Genomic DNA, 22,704 nt, shown 5'->3' with positions numbered 1-22,704 from the left:
TCGGGTCATATTTCCGGACTCCGGAGTTAGGCAGACATGGCGAAAGCCGAGAAGACCGCGCTCCTCACCGGCGGCGCCAGGCGGATCGGCAAGGCGATCGTCGAGGATCTTGCCGCGCACGGGTTTGCAGTGGCGATCCATTGCCACGAGTCACGCGAGGAAGCCGACAAGCTGGCGGAAAGCATCGTGGCGAAAGGCGGCCGCGCCGCCGTGATCGAGGTCGATCTGACCGATCTCGATGCCGCGGCAAACGTGGTTGCAAAAGCCCGCGCTGCGCTCGGGCCGCTCGGCCTGCTCGTTAACTCTGCCTCGCTGTTCGTCGACGATTCGGCTGAAAACTTCGATTGGGCGGACTGGGACCGGCATTTCGCCATCCATCTCAAGGCGCCGGCCCAGCTTTCCAGGGATTTTGCCGCGCAGGTGCCAGCCGATGCCGAAGGGCTAATCGTCAACATCATCGATCAGCGGGTATGGCGGCTTACACCGCGCTATTTTTCCTACACGCTATCCAAATCAGCCCTGTGGACCGCCACGCAGACGCTGGCCCTGGCGTTGGCGCCGCGCATCCGCGTCAATGCTGTCGGCCCCGGCCCGACGCTCGCCAACACCCGCCAGCAGCCGGAGGATTTCCAGGCCCAGCTTGATGGTCTCATCCTCGGTCGCGGGCCTGCCCTTGCTGAATTCGGGGCGACGATACGTTATCTATGGGAGGCACGGTCGGTGACCGGCCAGATGATCGCCATCGACGGCGGACAGCATCTTGCGTGGCAAACGCCGGATGTGACAGGCATGACGGAATGAACAGCGACGAAAATCCCAAGACACCGAAGCGGCCGCGCGGAAAGCTCGGCGCCAGCGACGACATAGCCGGCTACGTTCCCGGCGACGAATATGAGGAAGACGAGACGTCTGCCGACGAAGCGGTGATCCCCGAGATCGTCGCGGCGGACGGTCCGGCGCTGCCCTTCGTCGCCATCGACTGGGAAGCGCATGCCGGCGACGCCGACGGCATGCTCGGCGCAGAGGTGATCCAGACCCTGGTCAAGCGGCTGCCCAATTCGCCGGGCGTCTACCGCATGATCAACGCGTCCGGTGACGTGCTCTACGTCGGCAAGGCGCGCAACCTGAAGAAGCGTGTCACCAACTACGCGCAGGGCCGCTTCCACACCAACCGCATCGGCCGGATGGTGCGCGAAACCTCGACGATGGAATTCGTCGTCACCCGCACCGAGACCGAAGCGCTGCTGCTCGAGGCGAATCTCATCAAGCGCTTGCGGCCGCGCTTTAACGTCCTGATGCGGGACGACAAGTCGTTCCCCTACATCCTTCTGACCGGCGACCACCCTTCGCCCGGCATCTTCAAGCACCGCGGGGCGCGTTCACGAAAGGGCGACTATTTCGGACCGTTCGCGTCGGCAGGTGCTGTCGGCCGCACCATTAATTCGCTGCAGCGGGCCTTCCTGCTTCGAACCTGCACCGATTCGGTGTTCGAGAGCCGCACGCGCCCCTGCCTGCTCTACCAGATCAAGCGCTGTTCGGGGCCGTGCACCGGCGAGATCAGTGCGCCCGACTACGCCAACCTCGTCAGCGAGGCGAAGGATTTCCTGTCCGGCCGCAGCCAGAAGGTGAAATCCGAGATCTCGTCGGCCATGCAGGAAGCTTCGGAGGACCTCGATTTCGAGCGCGCCGCGGTCTACCGCGACCGGCTTGCCGCGCTGTCGCATGTGCAGAGCTACCAGGGCATCAACCCGCAAGGCGTAGAGGAAGCCGACGTCTTCGCCATCCATCAGGAGGGCGGCCATACCGGCATCCAGGTCTTCTTCTTCCGTACCGGCCAGAACTGGGGCAACCGCGCCTATTTCCCGAAAGCCGACCCGGCGCTCGAGCCCGGCGAAGTGCTGAGTTCGTTCCTCGCCCAGTTCTATGACGACAAGCCCTGCCCTCGCCTCATCCTCTTGTCGACAGCGGTCGAGGACCAGCCACTGCTTGCCGAAGCGCTGTCGACGCGCGCCGGCCACAAGGTCGCGGTCAGCGTGCCGCAGCGCGGCGAAAAGAAGGACCTCACCGACCACGCGCTGCAGAACGCCCGCGAGGCGCTCGGACGGCGGCTCGCCGAGACATCGACGCAGGGACGGCTGCTTACGGGTCTCGCGGAAACATTCGGGCTGGCCAAGCCGCCGCAACGCATCGAAGTGTACGACAACTCGCACATCATGGGCACCAACGCGGTCGGCGCGATGGTCGTTGCCGGGCCCGAAGGCTTCGTGAAGAACCAGTACCGGAAGTTCAACATTCGCTCGACCGAGATCACGCCGGGCGACGATTTCGGCATGATGCGCGAGGTGATGGAGCGCCGTTTTTCACGACTCCTGAAAGAACACGGACCGCCACTCGGCGAGAATGCCGAAGTGGTCGTGGATGACGAAGAAGTCAATCCTTCGGGTTTTCCCGCCTGGCCGGATGTCATCCTGATCGACGGCGGCCAGGGCCAGATGTCGGCGGTGCGGAAGATCCTCGATGATCTCGGCGTTTCCGGCTTCGTCACCGCGATCGGCGTCGCCAAGGGCCAGGACCGCGACGCCGGGCGCGAACGCTTCTTCATGCTCGGCCGCGACTCGTTCTCGCTGCCGGTGCGCGATCCGGTCCTTTACTTCGTCCAGCGGATGCGCGACGAAGCCCACCGTTTCGCCATCGGTTCGCACCGCGCGCGGCGCAAGAAGGAAATGATCAGGAACCCGCTCGACGAGATCGGCGGCATCGGACCCGGACGCAAGCGTGCGCTTCTGCTGCATTTCGGCACTGCCAAGGCGGTCAGCCGCGCGGCAATGGAGGATCTAATGGCCGTCGACGGCATTTCGGAGTCGATTGCGCGTCAAATCTACAACCATTTCCACGAAAATGGCTGAAACTGCTGTCATCGGCGGCAGGACAGCGCTTTTTGATTGGTCCATGGCGTGCTTGCGATTGACCGGCGGGCCGGCGTTCTGTTTTGAGTAACTGATCAGGAAAGCAGCAGGCATCCATGGCAAAACGCGCCTTCAACCTCCCCAACATGCTCACCTACGGCCGCATTCTTGCCGTCCCGCTGGTGGTGCTGTGCTTTTTCCTCGAAGGCCGGCTGCAGTCGAGCGATTTCGCGCGCTGGTCGGCGCTGGTGATTTTTGTCGTGGCCAGCATTACCGACTATCTCGACGGCTATCTGGCGCGGGCCTGGCAGCAAACCTCGAACATCGGCCGCATGCTCGATCCGATCGCCGACAAGCTGCTGGTCGCAACCTGCCTGTTGCTGCTTGCCGCCGACACCGACCGCACCATCGCCGGCTGGTCGCTGTGGGCAGCGATCATCATCCTTTGCCGCGAGATCCTGGTCTCGGGCCTGCGCGAATACCTCGCCGCGCTAAAGGTCAGCGTGCCGGTGACGCAGTTGGCCAAGTGGAAGACGGCCATCCAGATGGTGGCGATCGCCGTGCTGCTCGCCGGCCCCGCACTCGACAAGATCATCTCCTATGCCACGGAGACCGGGATCGCGCTGTTGTGGATCGCCGCGCTGGTGACGCTCTACACCGGCTATGACTATTTCCGCGCCGGCGCCAAGCACATCATGGACGAATGACGATGAAGCTCATCTATTTCGCCTGGGTCCGCGAGCGTATCGGCAAGCCTGAAGAAGACGTGGCGCTTCCCGCAGACGTGAAAACCGTAGCCGATCTCTTGCGCTGGCTGAGGTCGCGCGGCGAGGAATACGAGCACGCGCTGCAATATCCGGACGTCATCCGCGTCGCTATCAACCAGGAACATGTCGACCATCGCGAGAGCCTTGCCGGGGCGAACGAAATCGCGCTGTTCCCGCCGATGACCGGAGGCTGAGCCGATGACCGCGCAAGCGGTGCCGACCGTGCGCATCCAGGCCGAGGATTTCGACGTCACCGCCGAAATCGCCAGGCTGGCGCAGGGCCGCGGCGACGTCGGCGCGATCGTCACCTTCTCGGGGCTTTGCCGCGACGAAGCCGGCGCCCTGGCGGCACTCGAACTCGAGCACTATCCCGGCATGGCAGAGGCGGAGATCACCCGCATCGCAACGGAGGCGATGCAGCGCTGGCCGCTCACTGGGCTCACTGCCATCCATCGCCACGGCCGCATAAAACCCGGCGAAAACATCGTCCTTGTGGTCGCCGCCTCCTCGCACCGGCAGGCCGCCTTCGAAGCCGCTGATTTCCTGATGGATTATCTCAAGTCGCGCGCCCCGTTCTGGAAGAAGGAGCATCATGCCGACGGCTCCGCCGGCGACTGGGTCGATGCGAAGGAAACCGACGAGGTCGCGGCAAGGCGCTGGAAACCTTCCTGATCTTGTTGTCACGGAACCACCGCAATCACCTGATTCCTTGGCAGAACGCGCCGAACGGACGAGGTGGACCGATGATCAGCAGATTTGCCGAACTTTTCCTTTTTGGCGTGGCGCCGCTGCTGCTCGGACTTGCGGCGATGCCGGCAAACGCGCTGGCGGCCCAGAGAACGATCGAAGGCGAAGTGCTTTACCGCGAGCGCATCGCGATGCCGCCGGACGCTGTGGTGGTGGTGCAATTGGCGGATGTCTCGCTGGCCGATGCACCCGCCAGGATCATCGCGGAGCAGACCATCAAGCCCGCCGGACAAGTTCCGGTCCCGTTCAGCCTCTCCTTCGACGACGCCGAGCTCAAATCGGGCAGGACCTACGCGCTGCAGGCGCGTATCAGCGTCGGCGACACACTCTGGTTCATCACCGATACGCGCAACACCTTTGACCCCACCGCCGGCGACGGAAAGCACACGCTGCTGCTCAAGATGGTGCAGAAGTCGCGGGTGCCTTTGGACAACGCGCCGTTCGATACCGCCTGGCTGGCGAGCGGAAGGCAAACCGGCAACGCGTAACCGACCTCGGGTCTGGCTCCGACCGGCTCGGTTTCCACCCGAAATTGCTGGATTTGGCTGCCGCCGAGGAATACTCTCCATCGGGGCAAAAGCGTCATGGAACACAGACTAGCCGCGGTTCTGGCGGCCGACATGGCTGGCTACAGCCGGCTTATGGAAGCCGATGAAACCGGCACGCTTGCTCGTCTGCGAACCCATCGCATCGAACTGGTCGACCCGGCCATCGCCAAAAACAACGGCCGGGTGATCAAGACCACCGGCGACGGGATGCTCGTCGAGTTCCAGAGCGTCACCGACGCGGTCAGATGCGCCGTGGAAATCCAGGAACGCATGAAGCGACGCAATTCCGACGTGCCGAAGGAGCGGCGCATAGAATTCCGGATCGGCATAAACCTCGGCGATATCATTTTCGACAACGACGACATCTTCGGTGACGGAGTCAATATTGCATCCCGCATCGAGCAGCTTGCGGATATCGGCGGCATTTGCTTGACCGCAGCAGTCGCGACGCAGATCGTCGACCGCCTCGATATCGTCCTCGACGACCTTGGCGAGAAGAGCCTGAAGAATATCAGTCGTCCGGTTCATCTCTATCGCGTCACACTTGACGGGTCCTCTCAACCATTTCAGCAAGCAAAACATCGTCCGCAGGAGGCGCGGCCAGTTTCGAAACCGTCGATACTGGTGCTGCCGTTCGACAATATGAGCGGCGATCCGGAGCAAGAGTTCTTCGCAGACGGCCTGACCGAAGACATCATCACCGAATTGTCGCGCCATCACGAATTGTTCGTGATTTCACGCAACTCCAGCTTCATCTACAAGAATCGCGCGGTGAACGTGCGGGAGGTGGCTGAAAAGCTCGGGGCGCAATATCTGGTGGAGGGAAGCGTCCGGAAGGTGGGCGACCGGGTCCGCGTGACGGCGCAGCTCATCGACACAACGAACGACACCCACATCTGGGCCGACCGATATGACCGGAAGCTCGACGACATATTCGCAATCCAGGACGAGGTGACGGCCGCCATCGCGGCCACGCTGCCCGGTCGCCTGGAAGCCGCCCAGCGGGACCAACTGGCGCGGAAGAAGCCGGCAAGCATGGCGGCTTATGAATGCGTACTTACCGCCAAGGTGCTCCACCACCGAAGCACGCTTCCTGACAACGAACAGGCACGGGCCTTGATAGACCGGGCTGTCGCGCTCGACCCCGACTATGCCCATGCCCATGCCTGGCGCGCCTGCATTCTCGGCCAGGCCTGGGTTCATGACTGGTGCGAAGACAAGGATACTGTCTGGAACGAAATCGGGGCCGAGTTGGACAAGGCGTTGGCCCTGGATGACAACGATGCCGATGTCCATCGCATCCTCGCCGCGGTGAATGTGAACAGCAACGCCCTCACCACGGCGCGTTATCACCAGGAGCGGGCCTTAGCGCTAAATCCCAATTACGACCTTGTCGTTGTGCAGCAAGGCGAGTTGCTAACATGGTTGGGGCGCCCGGAAGAAGGAACCGAATGGATCCGCAAGGCAATGCGGCTCAACCCACACCATCCGGAGAGATTCTGGAGTCACCTTGGGAAGGCCCATTTTGCCGCGCATCAGTATGGCGAGGCGATTGAAGCGTTCATGCATCTGTCGGTGATGGACCATGTCCAGCACGCCTTCGTTGCCGCCTCCTACGGCTGGCTCGGAGATGAAATCGCGGCCTCGGCGCACGCAGCCAGGGTCAGAGCATTGGAGCCAGGATTCGACCTCGACGCATTTCTTGGGACGCTCCACTTCACGCGCGACTCCGATGTCCAGCACGTCCGCGACGGACTGCTGAAAGCGGGCTTGGGCAACGGGCTACAGCCGGCGGCTTAATGCATGTCGCCCGAGAGGTGTCCTCGATTTCGGGATAACGAGATGTATCAAATCAAAGAATCTGAAGCGCGGCCACCGAATCCCATTCGGCGCGACGCGCTTTAGTCGTGCGTGTCGCCTTCAAGCATCGTCGCCAGCATCGACGGCCGCTGCGAAAAGCTTTTGTACCACGCCGCCAGCCGAGGCCGTTCCGCCGCAAAATCGTAGACGTCGCGAAATTCGATCCAGCTCAGCGTCGTCGCCACCGCGATCTCGCCGATGGTCGGCACTCCTTCCAGTTCGGCTTCCTGCTCGATGAAATCGCAGGCCGCGGCGATCTTCTGCAATTGCGCGTCACGCATCGTCGGCCAGCGTACCTCTTCGGGCCGCCGCACGGCCTCCCAACGCACTGCGATCCCTGAATCGGCAATGCCCTGCGCCAGCGCCTGCAGCCGCAAGGCCTGCCAGCGTGCCTCGCCATCTACCGGGATCAGCTTGCGCCCTGCATGGAGTCCGTCGAGGAATTCGCAGATCACGCTGGAATCGAAGATCGCGACGCCATCGTCACGGATCAGCACGGGCACCTTGCCGAGCGGGTTGAGCGCGATGACGTCGTCATTCGGCCTGGTCGGACTGGTCTCGTGGTGGATGACTTCCAGCTGTCCGGCGAGCCCGGTTTCATGCGCCGCGACCAGCACCTTGCGGGCGTAAGGCGAATGCGTCTGGTAGAAAAGTTTCATCGGGACCATCCATGCCGCGTGACGGCTATATGGTCGGTGGCACGCTGGCACGCATGAGACCAGCGAGCCCAAAGCACCCGATCCAGCCATCTCCCGCCAACAAAAAGCCGGAGCTTTCGCCCCGGCTTTCATGAATCAGATCAGCGATCTGCGAAACGAAGCTCGTAAATTGATTCAGCCGACGACTTCGGTGCCCGAGAACCAGTAGGCGATTTCCTCGGCAGCGGTTTCCGGCGCGTCCGAGCCATGCACCGAGTTCTCGCCGATCGACAGCGCATGCACCTTGCGGATGGTGCCTTCGGCGGCGTTGGCGGGGTTGGTGGCGCCCATCACTTCGCGGTTCTTGGCGATGGCGTTCTCGCCTTCGAGAACCTGGACGACGGTCGGGCCCGACGACATGAACTCGGTCAGTTCGGCAAAGAAGGGGCGGTCCTTGTGGACGGCATAGAAGCCCTGGGCTTCGCGCAGGCTCATCCAGACGCGGCGCGATGCGACGACGCGCAAGCCGGCATCCTCGAGCATCTTGGTGATGGCGCCCGTCAGGTTGCGCTTGGTTGCGTCCGGCTTGATCATCGAAAAGGTGCGTTCAATCGCCATGGTCGGTCCTTTGGGATAAGTGATTTCGGAAGGTGGCGGGCTCTTTAGAGCAATTTCCGCCGGAACGGAACCCGGTCCGGCGCGACTTTTGCGCCGGACCGGCCAAACCTCCGGAACCGGTCAGGCGGCCGCGGGAACACGCCGACCCAGGCTGCCGTGCAGATCGAGGCAGCGGCCGAACCATTCCTGCACGAGATCGCCATCGGCGATCACCTGAAAGGGCGACATCACCCGCACCCACTGCAATGCGCCAAAGACGATGTAGTCACAGAACAATGGCCCCTCGCCGCCGATCCATTTCTGGTAGGTCAGCGTGCTGCGCAAGGGCTCCAGCGAAGCACGGAACGCGGCCAGGCCCGCATCGCGGTTCGACGCCACCTCTTCCAGGCTCTTGCCGAAACGCGCCTCGCGGCTGTTGCGGAAGTATGTCTTGTTGTCGTCACTCTGCCGCTCGTAGATGTCCATCAGCGCGGCGGCACCGAGATAGGGATGCAATGTGGCCTGCGACCAGCGTTCGACGAAACGGGCCATCGCCTCGCCGCCCGGCCCGCCGAACAGCGTCGGGCGATCCGGATAGGTTTTTTCGAGATAGAGCGCGATGGCGAAGGAATCCGACACCACGGCATCGCCGTCGCGGATCACCGGCACAAGTTTCGATGCGCCGTTCTCGACCTCCGGAACGTCCAGGAATCGCGTCGGCACGCTCTTGAAATCGAGGCCCTTGTGGGCGAGTGCCATCGTTGCCTTCCAGCAATGCGGGCTATACGGGCGGCCGGCATCGCTGCCGACAAGATCATAGAGCAGAATGGTCATTGACTTCCCTTTCGCGGCACGTCTGGTAACGCGGGAATTCTGTTTCGCTTCGCAAAGATAAAATCAATGAAAAAACACTTCATGATGTTCGCGGCCTACAACCAATGGGCCAATGGACGCGTCTATGATGAAACCGCGGAACTTTCGGTGGAAGAGTTCGGCCGCGATACCGGCGCCTTCTTCAAGTCGATGATGGGCACCCTCAACCACACCCTCGTCGCCGACCGCGTCTGGATGAAGCGCTTCACCGGCGAAGGCGAGGCCCCGGCGACGCTCGACACCATCATCCAGGCCGATTTCGCGAAACTGCGCGCGGCGCGGGAAGCGGAGGACAAGCGTATCCTGAAATGGGTCGGATCGCTCGGCGACAAGGAGTTCGGCGGCCGCTTCACCTACATGACCGTCTCGGACATGCGCACCATTTCGCAGCGCCTGGCGCCGGCGCTCGATCATCTCTTCAATCACCAGACCCATCATCGGGGCCAGGCTCACATGATACTGACGTCGCTGGGAAGACAATCCGTACAGCTCGACCTGATCGCTTTTCAGCGTACCGAAGAAGGAAGGGCGTTTGCGTAATGCTTACCCTTTTGATCTCTGTCCGTATTTCAGAAAGCGATTTATGATACTTTTAATATAATTCTGCGACATCTGGTTATTCTATATAAATGACAATCTCCTCTGCTTGAAACTTGCATTACACTCCTTCGTTGCTACGAATGCAACCGGCCCGACCGGCTGCGTTTCGCAACCACAGGAAGAAGTGTAATGGCAACGAATTTAAAGCGTTTCGCCGATACCCTGGCGAGTGGTGCTATCATTCTGGCGCTTTGCTTGCCGGCGTCGGCGCAGAGCCTGGGCGGCGGTAGCGGCGGTCTTGGCGGCGCGCTGGGCGGCGTCGGCGATACGGTCGGCGACGCTGTCGGTGGGCTCGGCCTCGGCGGCAACGGCGGCGGCCTCAATGTCGGCGGTGCCAACGGCATCAGTGTCGGCCCAAGCAAGAACGGCCCGCTGGGCGTAAGCGCCAACGTCGGCGGCGCCAGAGGTGTCAATGCAGACGTCGGCGCCGGTATCGACACCAGCAAGGGCCTCGCCAGCGTCGATGCCGATGCGACCGTCGGCGGTGCCAACGGCATCGCCGCCAAGAGCAACAACTCGGTGGCCGGTAGCAAGGGTCTCGTCGATTCCAAAACGACCGCGTCCATCGGCGGCACAAACGGCGTCAATGCCGATGTATCGGCTAATGTCGGTGGCAGAGGTCTTGCAAGTGTCGGCGTTGGCATCGGCATAGGCGGCAGCCCGCTCGATCCCGGCAATCCCGGCCCTGGCACGCCTGGTGCTCCTGGCGCTCCTGGCGTCCCCGGTGCGCCCGGAAGGCCCGGCGGTCCAATCGCCGGCAATCCGAACAACCCAGGTATCCCGGGCCGTCCCGGCCCCCGGCGCCCAGGTGTGAACATCGCAGGCCTTTCGAGCAGCAAGGTCGTCTTGATGAAGAAGCGCTGCCTCGATGTCATGGCCAATTCCGGCGGTTACGACCGCGGACTCGTGGAACTGTGCATGGCGCTGGGCCGCTGACAACGTTTCAACCAAGATTGGAAGGCCCGCGACGATGCGGGCCTTCTGCCTCGCAGCACCAAGCTTGTTTCGGGCAGCCCTTGCGATCAGCCGGCGGAGAGTGCAAAAGCGCCCCGCCATGCTTATCCTCAACGACATCTCGCTTCGCATCGCCGGACGGCTTCTGATCGATCACGCGTCGCTGACGCTGCCTGCGGGGTCGAAGGCAGGTCTGGTCGGCCGCAACGGTACGGGCAAGACGACGCTGTTCAAGGCGATCACCGGCGATCTCGCCACCGAGACCGGCTCAATCTCGATGCCCAAGAACACGCGGATCGGTCAGGTCGCGCAGGAAGCTCCGGGGACGGAAGAGCCGCTGATCGACATCGTGCTGAAGGCCGATGTCGAGCGTGCCGCCTTGCTGGAGGAGGAAAAGACGGCGACCGACGCGCACCGCATCGCCGAAATCCACATGCGGCTCGCCGACATCGACGCCCATTCGGCGGAAGCGCGCGCCGCGACCATCCTGGCCGGCCTCGGTTTCGATGCAGATGCCCAGAAGCGGCCCGCCTCGTCATTTTCGGGCGGCTGGCGCATGCGGGTGGCACTCGCCTCGGTGCTGTTTGCCGAGCCCGACCTGCTGCTGCTCGACGAGCCGACCAACTACCTCGACCTCGAAGGCACGCTGTGGCTTGAAAATTACGTCGGAAAATATCCGCACACCGTGCTGCTGATCTCGCACGACCGCGACCTGCTCAACCGGGCCGTCTCGTCGATCGTGCATCTCGACCAGCAGAAGCTCACCCTCTGGCGCGGTGGCTACGACCAGTTCGACCGGCAGCGCGAGGAACAGCAGATCCTGCAGGAAAAGAGCCGCATCAAGCAAGACGCGGCGCGCAAGCACATGGAATCCTTCGTCGAACGTTTCCGCGCCAAGGCCTCCAAGGCCAGACAGGCGCAGTCGCGCCTGAAGGCGCTGGAGAAGATGAAGCCGATCGCGGCGATCATGAACGACACCGTGAAGCCGTTCAATTTTCCCGAACCGGTGAAAACCGTCGCCTCACCGATAATCGCCATGAACGGCGTTTCGACCGGCTACGAACCGGGCAAGCCCATCCTGAAGCAGCTGACGCTACGCATCGACGAGGACGACCGCATCGCCCTGCTCGGCGCCAACGGCAATGGCAAGTCGACCTTCGCCAAGCTGCTGGCCGGCCGGCTGAAAGCCGATACCGGCTCAATGACAATCGCACCAGGCTTGAAGGTGGCGATCTTCGCCCAGCACCAGCTCGACGACCTGCGCCCGGAAGAAAACGCCATCGAGCATGTGCGTCTGCTCATGCAGGGTGCGCCGGAAGCCAAGGTGCGGGCGCGCGTCGCGCAGATGGGCCTTGCGACGGAAAAGATGATGACGCCAGCGAAGGATCTTTCCGGCGGCGAGAAGGCGCGCCTGCTGATGGGGCTTGCCGCCTTCGACGGGCCGAACCTGTTGATCCTCGACGAACCGACCAATCACCTCGACATCGATTCCCGCGAAGCGCTGGTGCATGCGCTGAACGACTATTCCGGCGCCGTTCTGCTGATCTCGCATGATCCGCACCTGATCGAGGCGACCGTCGACCGCCTCTGGCTGGTCAAGGACGGGTCGGTGAAATCCTACGAAAACGACCTCGCCGAATACCGCCGGGAGATCACCGGCGACGCCGGCGACCGGCGGCAGCGCCGCGAACAGGACAGGGCGTCTAAGGCGGACCGCCGCCGCGAGGCCGCGCAGCGTCGCGCTGCGTTGGAGCCTGTCGCCAAGGAAATCCGCGCGACTGAGGCGCTGATGGATCGCATCCGCAAGCGCATCGACAACATCGAGGACGAACTCGCCAACCCGGCGCTCTATGAAAAGGACCCGTCGACCGCGACGCGGCTTGCCAAGGAGCGTTCCGAGCTTTCCAATACGCTCGCCGGCCACGAGGAAAAATGGCTGGCGCTGTCGGCGGAATACGAGGAAGGAACGGCTGAATGACGATCCGGGTTGAGCAGGACGGCGAGATCACCATCGTCACCATCGACCGCGCGGAGGCGCGCAACGCGGTCAATCCGGATATGGCGCTGGCACTGTTCAATGCCTTCATGGCCTTCGAACGCGACGAGACGCGGAAGGTCGCGGTGCTGACCGGGGTTCCCGGCGTCTTCAGCGCCGGCTTCGACCTGAAATGGGCGGCGGGCGGCGGTGACGACAAATGGTTCGCCGAACACCAGCTCGACGGCAGTTTCGACGATCCGATCAAATATCCGCGCAAGGGCCCGATGGGACCCACCCGGCTCATGCTTTCCAAGCCGGTGATCGCGGCGATTTCCGGCCCGGCCGTCGCCGGCGGCATGGAACTGGCGCTGTGGTGCGACCTCAGGGTCATGGAAAAATCGGCCTACATGGGCGTCTACTGCCGCCGCTGGGGCGTGCCGCTGATCGACGGCGGTACAGTGCGGCTGCCGCGCATCGTCGGCCACGGCCGCGCCATGGACCTGATCCTGACCGGCCGCAAGGTCGAGGCTGACGAATGCCTCGCAATTGGACTGGCAACCAGGGTCTGCGCCGACGGAGCATCGCTGGAAACAGCGCTGGAGCTTGCCCGCGAACTCACCCGCTTCCCACAAGCCTGCATGCGCGCCGACCGCATGTCGGCCATGAAGCAATGGTCACTCGACCCGGCGCAATCGCTGGTCAACGAGTGGGAAAGCGCCGAGACATTCCGCTCGGAGGGTGCCGACGGCGCTGCTCGTTTCGCCTCCGGCAAGGGCCGCTCCGGAGATTTCGGCGAAATCTGAGGCGCGGGGAGCCGCCCTCAGCCCGTTCCGCCCCGTCCCCAGCGCCGCTGTGGCGGCTGCGAGTTCGGATTGGAAGGAGTACCGCCTCCCCGTCTGGCCATCGCCAGCACGAAGCCGATGAAACCGATTGCCGTCAGCGCGAAGCCGATAGGCTGGACGCGGCCATCGAGCGCCATGCTTTGCGTCCTCAGGAACAGTTCCGCCGATTTGACCGTGACGCCCTCGGCATCGCCCGGCCCGACGACAAACCTGTAAGTCGCATCCTCGACGGTGGCTATGGTCCCGGCGCTGTCGCGATACACCTTCTCGCCGAATTGCGGATTGACGTCACGCGGCTTCGACGTTTCGAAGGTGACCGGCTGCGCAAGTACCGTGCGGCCGCCAGTATCGGCCACCAGCGTCAGCACGGCGCCATTGCCCCTGAGATTGGGCACGCCTTCGGTCGTGATCTCGATCTCGACATCGACCGGCGCATCGCTCGATTTCAGCGGGATCTCGATCGGCTGATAACCCTTGACGTTGTCATAGGCATGCCAGGTGCCGATGTCGTGGCCGCCGACATTTTTCGTCATCCAAGGATAGCCGACACTTGCGGCGAGACCGCCCAGGAAAATCAGGAAAAACAGGACCCGCATCGAAAAACCTCGTTCCGCCCTCTCTGCCACGCAACGCCGCCGCTTGTCCAATCGGCCCATCCCATCCTGGCAACAGCGCGCACCGATATGTCGCCCGGCGCTGGTTTCGCTGCCTTGGCGGATGATGCCTTGCTACAAATCCAGCTGTCGAAGGCTTGCTGGATTGGCGAGAATCGCATCTACGGTCTCGCCGACCGCCTGCCCGGAACTGTCGATCCAGAATCCGATTCTCGGCGTCTCCGCATGGAGCAGGTCGCGCATCGCCTCGGCGGTCCACGCGCCGTAGCCCGTCTTCGCCCGTTCGGCATCCCGGCGCGCTAGGGTTGCTGGCGACGGATCAAGCACCACAACGCCTGGACCGTGAGATTTCAGCCGCCTCACGACCCGGGTAAGATATTCGCCCAGAATGACATCCTGATAGACGACATGGAAACCCGCGGCGGCATATTCGGATGCGACATGGCAAGCCAGATCGTAGCGTAATTCGAGCTGCCGCAGGGCTTCCGGCGATGCATCGGGCGACATCTCCTCGCGGCCTCCCACGACCATCTTGCGAAAGATGTCGCCGCGTAGGTGAACACTTTTCGGCAAACGTTCGGCGAGCGCCTGGGCGACGGTTGACTTGCCGGCGGCCATGCCGCCGGTCACGACAACGATTTGTGGAAAATCCCGGTCAGGCGGCATTCAGCGCTTCCATCATCACAACACAACAGCCCTTTTTCAGGCTTTGCGTTCCCAGCGCTTGTCCGGGGTCTGCTGCCAGTAGGTCACCTCGTGGCCCGCGCCCTTCATGGTTTTCCAGTGGCGGCGCGCGCCTTCGAGTTGGCCCGCGTCATGGCCGTCGAACATGAACACCGCGCGGGCATAGGCGGAAATCTCCGGCGGCACGGCACCGTCGACCAGAAAGCGGATCTCCGCAGCGTTCGGATTTCCCTGCTCCGTCGTCAGCAGCACCGGCTGCTCCTCGGGCCATGCCTCGCGATCCGTCGCATGGGCGAGAAAGGCATCGTCGCGGAAGGTCCACAGATGCGCGTCGAGCATATCGCGCCGCTCCTCGGTACCTGTCTGGACAACAGCCTTCCAGCCGCGCTGCAGGCTGCGCTCCAGCAGGCCCGGCAGCGCGTCCTCCAGCGTCGATTCGGTCAGATGATAAAACAGCACCTCGGCCATCGATGTCGCTCCGGCGCGATGAACCTCACGCCTCGTAGTGGTCGCGGACCAGCCTGTCGAGCAACCGCACACCGAAACCCGAGGCCCAGGACTGGTTGATCTCGTTGGTGGGCGAGCCCATCGCCGTACCGGCGATATCGAGATGCGCCCACGGCGTTTCCTTGACGAAACGCTGCAGGAACTGCGCCGCGGTGATGGCACCGCCGTAGCGACCGCCGATGTTCTTCACGTCGGCGTTCTTGGAATCGATCAGCTTGTCGTAATCCGCGCCGAGCGGCATGCGCCACACGCGTTCCTGCGTCGCCAGCCCGGCGGAAATCAGCCGCTCCGACAGTTCGTCGTTGTTGGAGAATAGACCGGCATGGTGCTGGCCGAGCGCCACCATGATCGCGCCGGTCAGCGTTGCCAGGTTGACCATGAATTTCGGCTGGAACCGCTCGTTGCAGTACCAGAGCGCGTCGGCAAGCACGAGGCGGCCTTCGGCATCGGTGTTCAGCACCTCGATCGTCTGCCCCGACATCGAAGTGACAATGTCGCCCGGTCGCTGCGCATTGCCGTCAACGCTGTTTTCGACGCAGCCGATGATGCCGACGACGTTGGCCTTGGCCTTGCGCGCGGCTAGCGCATGCATCAGGCCGGTAACGGCTGCTGCGCCGCCCATGTCCCCCTTCATGTCCTCCATGCCGGCGGCCGGCTTGATGGAATTGCCGCCGGTGTCGAACACCACGCCCTTGCCGATGAAGGCGATCGGCTTTTCCTTCGCCTTGCCGCCATTCCACGACATCACGACGAGGCGCGGTGGTCGCGGCGAACCTTGCGCGACACCCAGCAGCGCGCCCATGCCGAGCTTCTTCATTTCCTTTTCGGTGAAGATCTCGACCTTGACGCCGAGCTTCTCGAGATCCGTGGCATGCGCGGCGAATTCGATCGGGCCAAGGATGTTGGCCGGTTCATTGACCAGGTCGCGGGCGAGCAGCACACCGTTCACCACACCCTCGACCTCGGCAAACGCCTTTTTCGCAGCGGCCGGTTCGGCGCAAAGGATGGTGAATTTCGCCGGCTTCTTCTCCGGCTTGACGTCGCCATCGTCCTTCTTGGTCTTGTATTTGTCGAAGGCGTAGGCACGCAGCAGGATGCCGGCTGCAAAGTTGGCTGCATCGCTGCCGCTGATCTGAACTCCATCGACATCGAGCACGACCGACACGTCGTTCGGCTTGCGAATCTGCGCAAAAGCCGTGCCACCGAGCTTCAACCAGCTATATTCGTTGAGCGCTGAAGCCTTGCCCACGCCAAGCACGACCAGCCGGTCGAAGCCGGTGCCGTCGGGTGCGATCAATTCCACCGAAGTGCCGGACTTGGCGGTAAATTCCGTTATCGCGAACGCCTTTTCGAGCACCTTGCCTGGATCGCATGCCTTGGCGGCATCGCTCAATCCGCCGTCCTCCGCCGAAAAAACCAAAACGCTCCCCTTCTTCGGGGTGGCGAGTTTGGCAAAATTGATCGTGAGTCGGACGGTCATCGAAAATCCTTCGGGAAGGTGAGGTTCATTCCGGGCGCGATCTTGGGCGTTTTCGACGCCATGGCAAGGCTTTTAAGCTCAGGCAAGGCAGAATCAGCCCGCCTTCGCCAACCGTTACGCAACTCTCCGAAAAGTGACTTGCGGCGATCCGGCGGCGCTGCCAAACCCGCCACGCGACGCAATCGGGTGATGGAACGGAATGTTAACTTCGTTTGTTGGCCGTTTTTTAGCCAATGTTGACGAGACTTTTACCGAACCGGAACCTCGCGGCGCCGGGTTGATAGATGCGAACCAGTTGTGCGCCCTTCGCCGGGCGGATAAGTTTATCCTTTGGCGTCACTTCGGCGCATAACCATTTGTGATCGCGGAACCTTGTTGCTGATGAAAGTCGTCGAACGCTACATCCTGCGACGAGCGTTCGGGGTCTTTGCGGCTGCCCTGTTCTGGACGCTGGCTATCGTCTGGACGACGCAGGTGCTCACCCGCATCGATTTCGTCACCACCAGCGGCCAGTCGGCGCTGGCTTTCTTCGAACTGGCCACCCTCATCCTCCCATCCGTAATCCCGGTGGTGATTCCCTTCGCGGTCGGCATCGCGGTGGCGCAGACGCTCTCGATGATGAACACCGATTCGGAACTGGTGGTCATCAGCGCGGCGGGAAGCTCACGCATGACCGTCATCCGGCCGATCCTGCTTCTGGCGCTTGGCGCCAGCATCCTGTCCTTCGCCGTCGACAACGGCATCGATCCCTATGCGCGTCAGCGGGCTCGCGAACTCGTATCGAGCGCCCGAGCCGATCTGCTGTCGACGGTTGTGCAGGAAGGCAGTTTCCGCAAGGTCGACGAAGGTCTGTTCGTACAGATTGCCGAACGACGCCCGGACGGGCGAATGGGAGGCATTTTCGTCGCGGATTCGCGTGAGAAGAACATCGACCTCGTCTACTACGCCAAGGACGGTACGGTGGTTGAGCGCGACGGCAAGAATGTCTTGCTGATGAGCAACGGCGAAGTCCATCGCAAGGCGGTCGGCGGCGAAGTTTCCGTCATCAGGTTCAACTCTTATGCCTTTGATCTATCCGCCTTTTCTTCCGCCGCTTCGGAGGTATATCTGTTTGCGAAGGACCGTACGCTCGGCTTCCTCCTGAACCCCGATCCGAAAGATGTCGTCTACGCCAAGGCGCCGCAGCAATTCCGCGCCGAGTTGCACAGGCGGCTGTCGGAATGGACCTATCCGCTGGTCTTTGCACTGATCGCGCTCGCCGTCGCCGGCGACGCACGTTCGCATCGGGAAGCCCGGATACATCCGATGGTGACGGCCATGAGCATTGCGCTTTTTGCGCGCTGGCTGGGCTTCTTCGTTGCCAACGAAACGCAGACGACGCCGGCCTTTGCCATAGCCGTCTATGGCGTGCCGCTTGCCTATGCGGCGGTGTCGATCTGGTTCATCTATTCGCTGCGGACAATGGAACTGCCTATATCCTGGGCCGAAGGCGTCATGACGCTTGTGCGAAGGATAGGCGACCGCTTGATCATGATTCGTCACCGGTTGCTCGGGCATAAGGCCCCCTCGGCGGGAGGACGCGCCTGATGGGATGGACGCTCGGCCGCTATTTCTTCTTCCGCTACGTGACCATCACGCTATGGTTCTTCGTCGGCATCTTCGCGCTGGTCTTCATCATCGATTTCACTGAATTCTCAAGCAGCGCCGCCGGCCTTCCCGGCTTCACCATCCAGATCGCCCTCGCCGTGTCGGCACTGCGCGTGCCGATGGTGATGCAACAGGTGGTGCCGTTCGTCGGTCTTTTCGCGGCAATGGCGACCCTGGTGTCGCTCAACCGCAGGTATGAACTGGTCATTGCCCGCGCCGCCGGCATCTCGGCTTGGCAGTTCCTTCTGCCGGCTTGCATCGGTGCGCTGCTGTTCGGTCTTGCCACGATAGGGTTGCTCAATCCGATCGCGGCATATGGCTTTTCCCGGGCCGAAAATCTCGAGACATCGCTGCGATCCGGCCAATCCAACACGGTTTCCGCGTTTAGCGCGCCCTGGATCCGCCAGAAGACCGACGAGGGCGACACCATCATCGGCGCGCGCGCAATTCTCAACCAGGGGCTGGAACTTGCCGACACCGTGTTCTTTCGGTTTGACGCAGCCGGCGACATCGTGGAAAGGCTCGACGCCAAGCGCGCTTTCCTGCGCGACGGCTATTGGGAATTGATCGACCTCACCGAGTTCCGAGGCAGCAGCGAGAAGCCCCTCCCGTCGACCCGGATCAAGACGAATCTGCGCCCGGAAATCGTCCAGGAACGGCTTGCACGCCCGGAGACCATTCCCTTTTTCGAACTACCGGCTAAGATCGAGGTGGCGCGCTCGTTTGGATTGAGGGCAAATGCGTTCGCAATGCAATTTCATTCGCTTGTCGCGCTGCCGCTGCTGCTGGTCGCCATGACCTTGATCGCGGCGACGGTTTCGATGAGATTTGCGCGCATGGGACAGTCCGCGACGATGATTCTGGGTGGCATCGTCGCGGGGTTTCTGCTTTATGTCGTTTCAGTTCTGGTCAAAGCATTTGGAACTGCGGGATTCGTGCCACCGGTTATCGCGGCTTGGTTTCCGGTAATCGTGGCAATGTTCTTTGGGGTGACGTTCCTGCTCCACAAGGAGGACGGTTAGTGGTGGTGGCGCGGGCCAATATTCGCTCGTCGGCTCGTCTGGCGCGCCTGTTCGGCGCGACTGCGATGGCGTGCGTTTTTGCGTGCGTATTCGCGCCCGCACCTGCCCTTTCGCAAGACGTCCAGCTCGCCGCCCCGTCGATTCCCGAAAACGCGCAGATGCTGCTCGAGGCCGACACGCTGGTCTACGACAACGATGCCAACACGGTAACGGCGGTTGGTGGCGTTCAGATCGACTACGGCGGCAACAAGCTGGTGGCCGAGCGCGTCACGTATGAACGCAATTCCGGCCGCCTCATTGCCAGCGGTAATGTCGCCGTCGTCGACAACACCGGTACCAAGATCTTTTCCGACGAGATCGACATCACCGACGATTTCGCCGACGGCTTCGTTAACGCGCTGCGCGTGGAGACTGTCGACAAGACCTATTTCGCCGCCGAGAGCGCCAAACGCGAGCGCGGCGTGCTCACGACGTTCAACAATGGCGTCTATACCGCCTGCGAACCGTGTGAGGAAAAGCCCGACAGGGCGCCGATCTGGCGTATCAAGGCCAAGAAGATCATCTGGAACGGCCAGGCGAAGACGGTTCGATTCGAGCATTCGCGTTTCGAATTGTTCGGGTATCCGATCGCTTACTTCCCTGCCCTTGAGGTGCCCGACCCGACCGTCAAGCGCAAGACCGGCTTCTTGATGCCCGGCATCGCCTACAAGAAGGAGTTGGGCGTCGGGTTCAATATTCCGTTCTATATCGCACTGGCGCCGACCTATGATCTGACCCTGCACGGCCGCTACTACACCAAACAGGGTTTCCTCGGCATGGCCGAGTGGCGGCAGCGCTTCAACAACGGCCAGTACAATCTCAGGATCGCCGGCATCCAGCAGAAGGATCCGGGCGGTTTCCAATGGGGTAATGTCGACTCCGGCACCGAAGCCGACCCCAATAAGAACCGCGGCATGATCGGCTCCAAGGGCGACTTCACGATCAACCCGCGCTGGAGCTTCGGCTGGGACGTCCTTGTCCAGTCGGACAAGAACTTTTCCTACACCTATGGAATTCCTGGGTTTTCCAGCTACGTCCAGCAATCGCAGGTCTATCTGACCGGGCTGAACGACCGGAATTATTTCGATCTTCGCGCCATGCGCTTCCAGGTCCAGGAAGAATACTTCGATGGGAGGAGTGCCGCACGCAACGACAAGCAGCCCTGGGTCCTGCCGACACTCGACTATGCCTATACACCCGATGAGCCGGTATTCGGCGGTGAACTCAACTTCGACGTCAATGCGCGTGTCATCCATCGCTCCGAACTGGATTCCCTCGCCGCGGTTCCGGCCGTGCGCGGCATCGAGGGAACCAACAGCCGCCTGACCGCCGAGGCGGAATGGAAGAAATCGATCATCACCGACGGCGGCCTGGTCATCACGCCGATGTTCGACGTGCGCGGCGACGTGGGACAAGCCGACATGTCATCGGCATCCTTAACGGCGATCAACAATATGGCAGGCGGGCTGAGTGGCGCGCAATACAGTCATGACGGGTCGACGTTCGGCGACGTCACTGCTGATGTCCGTTCGGCCTACAACCGCTTCATGGCCACCGCCGGCCTCGAACTGCGCTGGCCGGTGCTGTTCTCGTCCACCAGTTCAAGCCATGTGCTTGAGCCGATGGCCCAGGTCTTCGCTCGACCGGACGAACGTTACGCCGGCGAACTCGGCATCCCGAATGAAGACGCCCAAAGCTTCGTCTTCGACGCCAGTTCGCTGTTCGAGCGTGACAAATTCTCCGGCTACGACCGCATTGAAGGCGGCACCCGCGCCAATATCGGTTTCCGTTATTCCGGCAGCTACGCCAACGGCTGGGCGACCAACGCGCTGTTTGGCCAATCCTATCACCTCGCGGGCGAGAACTCGTTCGCTCAGCCGGATCTCGTCAATGTCGGCGCCTACTCCGGCCTCGAAACGGATACATCGGACTATGTCGGACTAGCCGGTTTCACGAGCCCGAGCGGATTGTCGGCATCCGTCGCCGGCCGTTTCGACGAACAGTCCTTCGAAATAAGACGGGCAGAGGCGAAAGTCGGCTACGCGACCAAAGGGTTCTCGGTGACTGCGAAATATGCCTTCATCCAGGAGCAGCCGCTTTACGGTTTTCCGGAAGACCGGCGGGAAGTTACGCTCGGCGCTTCGGCGCGCGTACACGAAAACTGGAGAGTATTCGGGTCGGGGACGTATGACTTCGAAACCAATGTCATCGTTCGCGATTCGCTCGGCTTCTCTTACGACGACGAGTGTTTTTCCTACATGATGACTTTCTCGGAGACGCGTGATCGCTTCACCGAAGAAGCGTCGCAGAATATCGGATTTAACATTTCGTTCCGCACGCTTGGCGATTTCGGCACCAACACGAATACGTTCGCTTCAAATTGACGGAAAAGCCGAGGTCATGGTTTCGCCGCATAAGCGGAGCATGGAACAATCGTCTATCGACGTGCGGAATTCGGGGATAGTTGGAATGAAACTGATCAGGAAACAGCTGATTTCGACGGGCTTTGCCTTGCTCGTCGCGTTCGCCGCCTTGCCGGTGATCCATGCCGCCCCGGCATCCGCAAGCGAAATCAAATACGTCGTCAACGGCGTTCCGATCACCAGCTATGACATTCAGCGGCGCGCCGCCTTCATCAAGCTGCAGCGCAGCAAGGGCAGTGCATCGGAGCAGATGATCGATCAGGCGTTGCGCATGGCGGAAGTGAAGCGCCTCAACATTCGCGTTACCGATCAGGAAGTCGACCAGGCCTATGCCCGCTTCGCGCAGGGCAACAAGATGCAGTTGAAGCAGCTCGATGGCATCATGGCGCAATCCGGCGTCACCAAACAGCATTTCAAGGACTTCATCCGCGCCCAGATGAGCTGGAACCAGGCGCTTAGCGCGCGTGCTCGTGGCGGCGGCGGACGGATGACCGAGCAGGAGGCGGTCCGCAAGATGCTGCAGCAGGGCGGCGCCAAGCCCTCGGCGACCGAATACATGCTGCAGCAGGTGATCTTCGTGGTTCCGCCCGGCGAAAAAGGCTCGATGGGCAAGCGCAAGCAGGAAGCGGAAGCCATGCGGGCGCGTTTCAACAGCTGTGAGACGACCCGGCAGTTCGCCAAGGGCCTGCTTGACGTGACGGTGCGCGACATCGGCCGCAAGCTCGCACCGGAGCTGCCCTCGGATTGGGCGGATGCGATCAAGAAGGCCGGCGCGGGTTCGGCAACTCCGGTCCGCCAGACCGAGCGCGGCCTGGAGTTCATCGGCATCTGCAGTTCCCGTGAAGTCTCGGACGACCGCGTTGCGCAGTTGGTGCTCAACGGCGAGAACAAGAGCGGCGACCAGAACGCTGACCAGATCAGCAAGACCTACACCGAAGAACTGCGGAAAAAAGCCCGCATCGTCGAGCGTTAAGAGCC

Annotated in this window: 22 protein-coding genes; 15 read left to right on the top strand and 7 right to left on the bottom strand. The window is 62.1% G+C overall.

What is annotated here, in order from left to right; translation table 11 throughout:
• Nucleotides 1-36 precede the first annotated feature (36 nt).
• From OHD58_RS09835 to OHD58_RS09805, 7 genes are all read left to right on the top strand, one after another.
• A complete protein-coding gene (locus OHD58_RS09835) occupies nt 37-801 on the top strand; it encodes an SDR family oxidoreductase (RefSeq protein WP_263803040.1) in 765 nt (254 codons plus the stop codon).
• A complete protein-coding gene (gene uvrC, locus OHD58_RS09830; protein ID WP_263803039.1) occupies nt 798-2,906 on the top strand; it encodes an excinuclease ABC subunit UvrC in 2,109 nt (702 codons plus the stop codon). The genes OHD58_RS09835 and uvrC overlap by 4 nt, the downstream gene beginning before the upstream one ends.
• Before the next feature lie 116 nt (nt 2,907-3,022).
• Nucleotides 3,023-3,613 (top strand): CDP-diacylglycerol--glycerol-3-phosphate 3-phosphatidyltransferase, encoded by a 591-nt coding sequence (gene pgsA, locus OHD58_RS09825; RefSeq protein WP_263803038.1) that lies wholly within the window; start codon nt 3,023-3,025, stop codon nt 3,611-3,613.
• Complete coding sequence (gene moaD, locus OHD58_RS09820; RefSeq protein WP_263803037.1) at nt 3,610-3,867, top strand: molybdopterin converting factor subunit 1; 258 nt, start codon at nt 3,610-3,612, stop codon at nt 3,865-3,867. The genes pgsA and moaD overlap by 4 nt, the downstream gene beginning before the upstream one ends.
• Nucleotides 3,868-3,871: 4 nt before the next feature.
• A complete protein-coding gene (locus OHD58_RS09815) occupies nt 3,872-4,345 on the top strand; it encodes a molybdenum cofactor biosynthesis protein MoaE (RefSeq protein ID WP_263803036.1) in 474 nt (157 codons plus the stop codon).
• A 71-nt stretch (nt 4,346-4,416) separates the two neighbouring features.
• A complete protein-coding gene (locus tag OHD58_RS09810) occupies nt 4,417-4,908 on the top strand; it encodes a YbaY family lipoprotein (protein ID WP_263803035.1) in 492 nt (163 codons plus the stop codon).
• Nucleotides 4,909-5,004: 96 nt separating this feature from the next.
• The gene (locus OHD58_RS09805) at nt 5,005-6,768 is read left to right on the top strand and encodes an adenylate/guanylate cyclase domain-containing protein (RefSeq protein WP_263803034.1); all 1,764 of its coding nucleotides are present in this window, start codon (nt 5,005-5,007) and stop codon (nt 6,766-6,768) included.
• 101 nt (nt 6,769-6,869) lie between these two features.
• Here OHD58_RS09805 and OHD58_RS09800 read toward each other — a convergent pair whose 3' ends face one another.
• The 3 genes from OHD58_RS09800 to OHD58_RS09790 all read right to left on the bottom strand — a co-directional run bounded on the left by OHD58_RS09800 (nt 6,870) and on the right by OHD58_RS09790 (nt 8,897).
• Complete coding sequence (locus OHD58_RS09800; RefSeq protein WP_263803033.1) at nt 6,870-7,487, bottom strand: glutathione S-transferase family protein; 618 nt, start codon at nt 7,485-7,487, stop codon at nt 6,870-6,872.
• 174 nt (nt 7,488-7,661) lie between these two features.
• Complete coding sequence (gene ndk / locus OHD58_RS09795) at nt 7,662-8,084, bottom strand: nucleoside-diphosphate kinase (RefSeq protein WP_263803032.1); 423 nt, start codon at nt 8,082-8,084, stop codon at nt 7,662-7,664.
• Nucleotides 8,085-8,204: 120 nt separating this feature from the next.
• Nucleotides 8,205-8,897, bottom strand: coding sequence for a glutathione S-transferase family protein (locus OHD58_RS09790; protein WP_263803031.1), 693 nt, complete (start codon nt 8,895-8,897; stop codon nt 8,205-8,207).
• 66 nt (nt 8,898-8,963) lie between these two features.
• On the opposite strand from OHD58_RS09790, the gene OHD58_RS09785 reads away from it, so the two are divergent.
• The 4 genes from OHD58_RS09785 (at nt 8,964) to OHD58_RS09770 (ending at nt 13,271) form a co-directional block, all read left to right on the top strand.
• On the top strand, nt 8,964-9,476 hold the full coding sequence (locus tag OHD58_RS09785) for a DinB family protein (RefSeq protein WP_263803030.1): 513 nt from the start codon (nt 8,964-8,966) through the stop codon (nt 9,474-9,476).
• Between the two features lie 189 nt (nt 9,477-9,665).
• On the top strand, nt 9,666-10,472 hold the full coding sequence (locus OHD58_RS09780) for a hypothetical protein (protein ID WP_263803029.1): 807 nt from the start codon (nt 9,666-9,668) through the stop codon (nt 10,470-10,472).
• A 118-nt stretch (nt 10,473-10,590) separates the two neighbouring features.
• The gene (locus OHD58_RS09775; protein WP_263803028.1) at nt 10,591-12,468 is read left to right on the top strand and encodes an ABC-F family ATP-binding cassette domain-containing protein; all 1,878 of its coding nucleotides are present in this window, start codon (nt 10,591-10,593) and stop codon (nt 12,466-12,468) included.
• Entirely contained in the window at nt 12,465-13,271 is an 807-nt protein-coding gene (locus OHD58_RS09770) for a crotonase/enoyl-CoA hydratase family protein (RefSeq protein WP_263803027.1), read from the top strand. Before OHD58_RS09775 ends, OHD58_RS09770 begins: the two co-directional genes overlap by 4 nt.
• A gap of 17 nt (nt 13,272-13,288) precedes the next feature.
• On the opposite strand, the gene OHD58_RS09765 is transcribed toward OHD58_RS09770, so the two are convergent.
• The 4 genes from OHD58_RS09765 to OHD58_RS09750 form a co-directional block, all read right to left on the bottom strand.
• Nucleotides 13,289-13,906 carry a hypothetical protein gene (locus tag OHD58_RS09765; protein WP_263803026.1) on the bottom strand — a complete coding sequence of 206 codons (618 nt, stop codon included), beginning with the start codon at nt 13,904-13,906 and terminating at the stop codon, nt 13,289-13,291.
• A 132-nt stretch (nt 13,907-14,038) separates the two neighbouring features.
• Nucleotides 14,039-14,590, bottom strand: coding sequence for an AAA family ATPase (locus tag OHD58_RS09760; protein WP_263803025.1), 552 nt, complete (start codon nt 14,588-14,590; stop codon nt 14,039-14,041).
• Nucleotides 14,591-14,626: 36 nt separating this feature from the next.
• On the bottom strand, nt 14,627-15,076 hold the full coding sequence (locus OHD58_RS09755) for a DNA polymerase III subunit chi (protein ID WP_263803024.1): 450 nt from the start codon (nt 15,074-15,076) through the stop codon (nt 14,627-14,629).
• Between the two features lie 25 nt (nt 15,077-15,101).
• Nucleotides 15,102-16,595 carry a leucyl aminopeptidase gene (locus OHD58_RS09750; RefSeq protein WP_263803023.1) on the bottom strand — a complete coding sequence of 498 codons (1,494 nt, stop codon included), beginning with the start codon at nt 16,593-16,595 and terminating at the stop codon, nt 15,102-15,104.
• Between the two features lie 381 nt (nt 16,596-16,976).
• On the opposite strand from OHD58_RS09750, the gene lptF reads away from it, so the two are divergent.
• The 4 genes from lptF (at nt 16,977) to OHD58_RS09730 (ending at nt 22,699) form a co-directional block, all read left to right on the top strand.
• Nucleotides 16,977-18,182 carry an LPS export ABC transporter permease LptF gene (gene lptF / locus OHD58_RS09745; RefSeq protein WP_263803022.1) on the top strand — a complete coding sequence of 402 codons (1,206 nt, stop codon included), beginning with the start codon at nt 16,977-16,979 and terminating at the stop codon, nt 18,180-18,182.
• Entirely contained in the window at nt 18,179-19,264 is a 1,086-nt protein-coding gene (lptG, locus tag OHD58_RS09740; RefSeq protein ID WP_263803586.1) for an LPS export ABC transporter permease LptG, read from the top strand. Before lptF ends, lptG begins: the two co-directional genes overlap by 4 nt.
• 65 nt (nt 19,265-19,329) lie before the next feature.
• A complete protein-coding gene (locus tag OHD58_RS09735) occupies nt 19,330-21,687 on the top strand; it encodes an LPS-assembly protein LptD (protein ID WP_412177201.1) in 2,358 nt (785 codons plus the stop codon).
• An 85-nt stretch (nt 21,688-21,772) separates the two neighbouring features.
• A complete protein-coding gene (locus tag OHD58_RS09730) occupies nt 21,773-22,699 on the top strand; it encodes a peptidylprolyl isomerase (RefSeq protein WP_263803021.1) in 927 nt (308 codons plus the stop codon).
• Nucleotides 22,700-22,704: the final 5 nt, after the last annotated feature.

It is taken from the genome of Mesorhizobium sp. ZC-5, assembly GCF_025753855.1.
Taxonomy (GTDB): Bacteria; Pseudomonadota; Alphaproteobacteria; order Rhizobiales; family Rhizobiaceae; genus Neomesorhizobium.
The sequence above is the reverse complement of the archived record's forward strand: the minus strand, read 5'-3'. Positions and strand labels throughout refer to the sequence as shown.

Coding starts and splice junctions, on each gene's coding strand:
- OHD58_RS09835 (WP_263803040.1), top strand. CDS start 37: ATGGCGAAAGCCGAGAAGACCGCGCTCCTCACCGGCGGCGCCAGGCGG.
- uvrC (WP_263803039.1), top strand. CDS start 798: ATGAACAGCGACGAAAATCCCAAGACACCGAAGCGGCCGCGCGGAAAG.
- pgsA (WP_263803038.1), top strand. CDS start 3,023: ATGGCAAAACGCGCCTTCAACCTCCCCAACATGCTCACCTACGGCCGC.
- moaD (WP_263803037.1), top strand. CDS start 3,610: ATGACGATGAAGCTCATCTATTTCGCCTGGGTCCGCGAGCGTATCGGC.
- OHD58_RS09815 (WP_263803036.1), top strand. CDS start 3,872: ATGACCGCGCAAGCGGTGCCGACCGTGCGCATCCAGGCCGAGGATTTC.
- OHD58_RS09810 (WP_263803035.1), top strand. CDS start 4,417: ATGATCAGCAGATTTGCCGAACTTTTCCTTTTTGGCGTGGCGCCGCTG.
- OHD58_RS09805 (WP_263803034.1), top strand. CDS start 5,005: ATGGAACACAGACTAGCCGCGGTTCTGGCGGCCGACATGGCTGGCTAC.
- OHD58_RS09800 (WP_263803033.1), bottom strand. CDS start 7,487: ATGAAACTTTTCTACCAGACGCATTCGCCTTACGCCCGCAAGGTGCTG.
- ndk (WP_263803032.1), bottom strand. CDS start 8,084: ATGGCGATTGAACGCACCTTTTCGATGATCAAGCCGGACGCAACCAAG.
- OHD58_RS09790 (WP_263803031.1), bottom strand. CDS start 8,897: ATGACCATTCTGCTCTATGATCTTGTCGGCAGCGATGCCGGCCGCCCG.
- OHD58_RS09785 (WP_263803030.1), top strand. CDS start 8,964: ATGAAAAAACACTTCATGATGTTCGCGGCCTACAACCAATGGGCCAAT.
- OHD58_RS09780 (WP_263803029.1), top strand. CDS start 9,666: ATGGCAACGAATTTAAAGCGTTTCGCCGATACCCTGGCGAGTGGTGCT.
- OHD58_RS09775 (WP_263803028.1), top strand. CDS start 10,591: ATGCTTATCCTCAACGACATCTCGCTTCGCATCGCCGGACGGCTTCTG.
- OHD58_RS09770 (WP_263803027.1), top strand. CDS start 12,465: ATGACGATCCGGGTTGAGCAGGACGGCGAGATCACCATCGTCACCATC.
- OHD58_RS09765 (WP_263803026.1), bottom strand. CDS start 13,906: ATGCGGGTCCTGTTTTTCCTGATTTTCCTGGGCGGTCTCGCCGCAAGT.
- OHD58_RS09760 (WP_263803025.1), bottom strand. CDS start 14,590: ATGCCGCCTGACCGGGATTTTCCACAAATCGTTGTCGTGACCGGCGGC.
- OHD58_RS09755 (WP_263803024.1), bottom strand. CDS start 15,076: ATGGCCGAGGTGCTGTTTTATCATCTGACCGAATCGACGCTGGAGGAC.
- OHD58_RS09750 (WP_263803023.1), bottom strand. CDS start 16,595: ATGACCGTCCGACTCACGATCAATTTTGCCAAACTCGCCACCCCGAAG.
- lptF (WP_263803022.1), top strand. CDS start 16,977: ATGAAAGTCGTCGAACGCTACATCCTGCGACGAGCGTTCGGGGTCTTT.
- OHD58_RS09735 (WP_412177201.1), top strand. CDS start 19,330: ATGGCGTGCGTTTTTGCGTGCGTATTCGCGCCCGCACCTGCCCTTTCG.
- OHD58_RS09730 (WP_263803021.1), top strand. CDS start 21,773: ATGAAACTGATCAGGAAACAGCTGATTTCGACGGGCTTTGCCTTGCTC.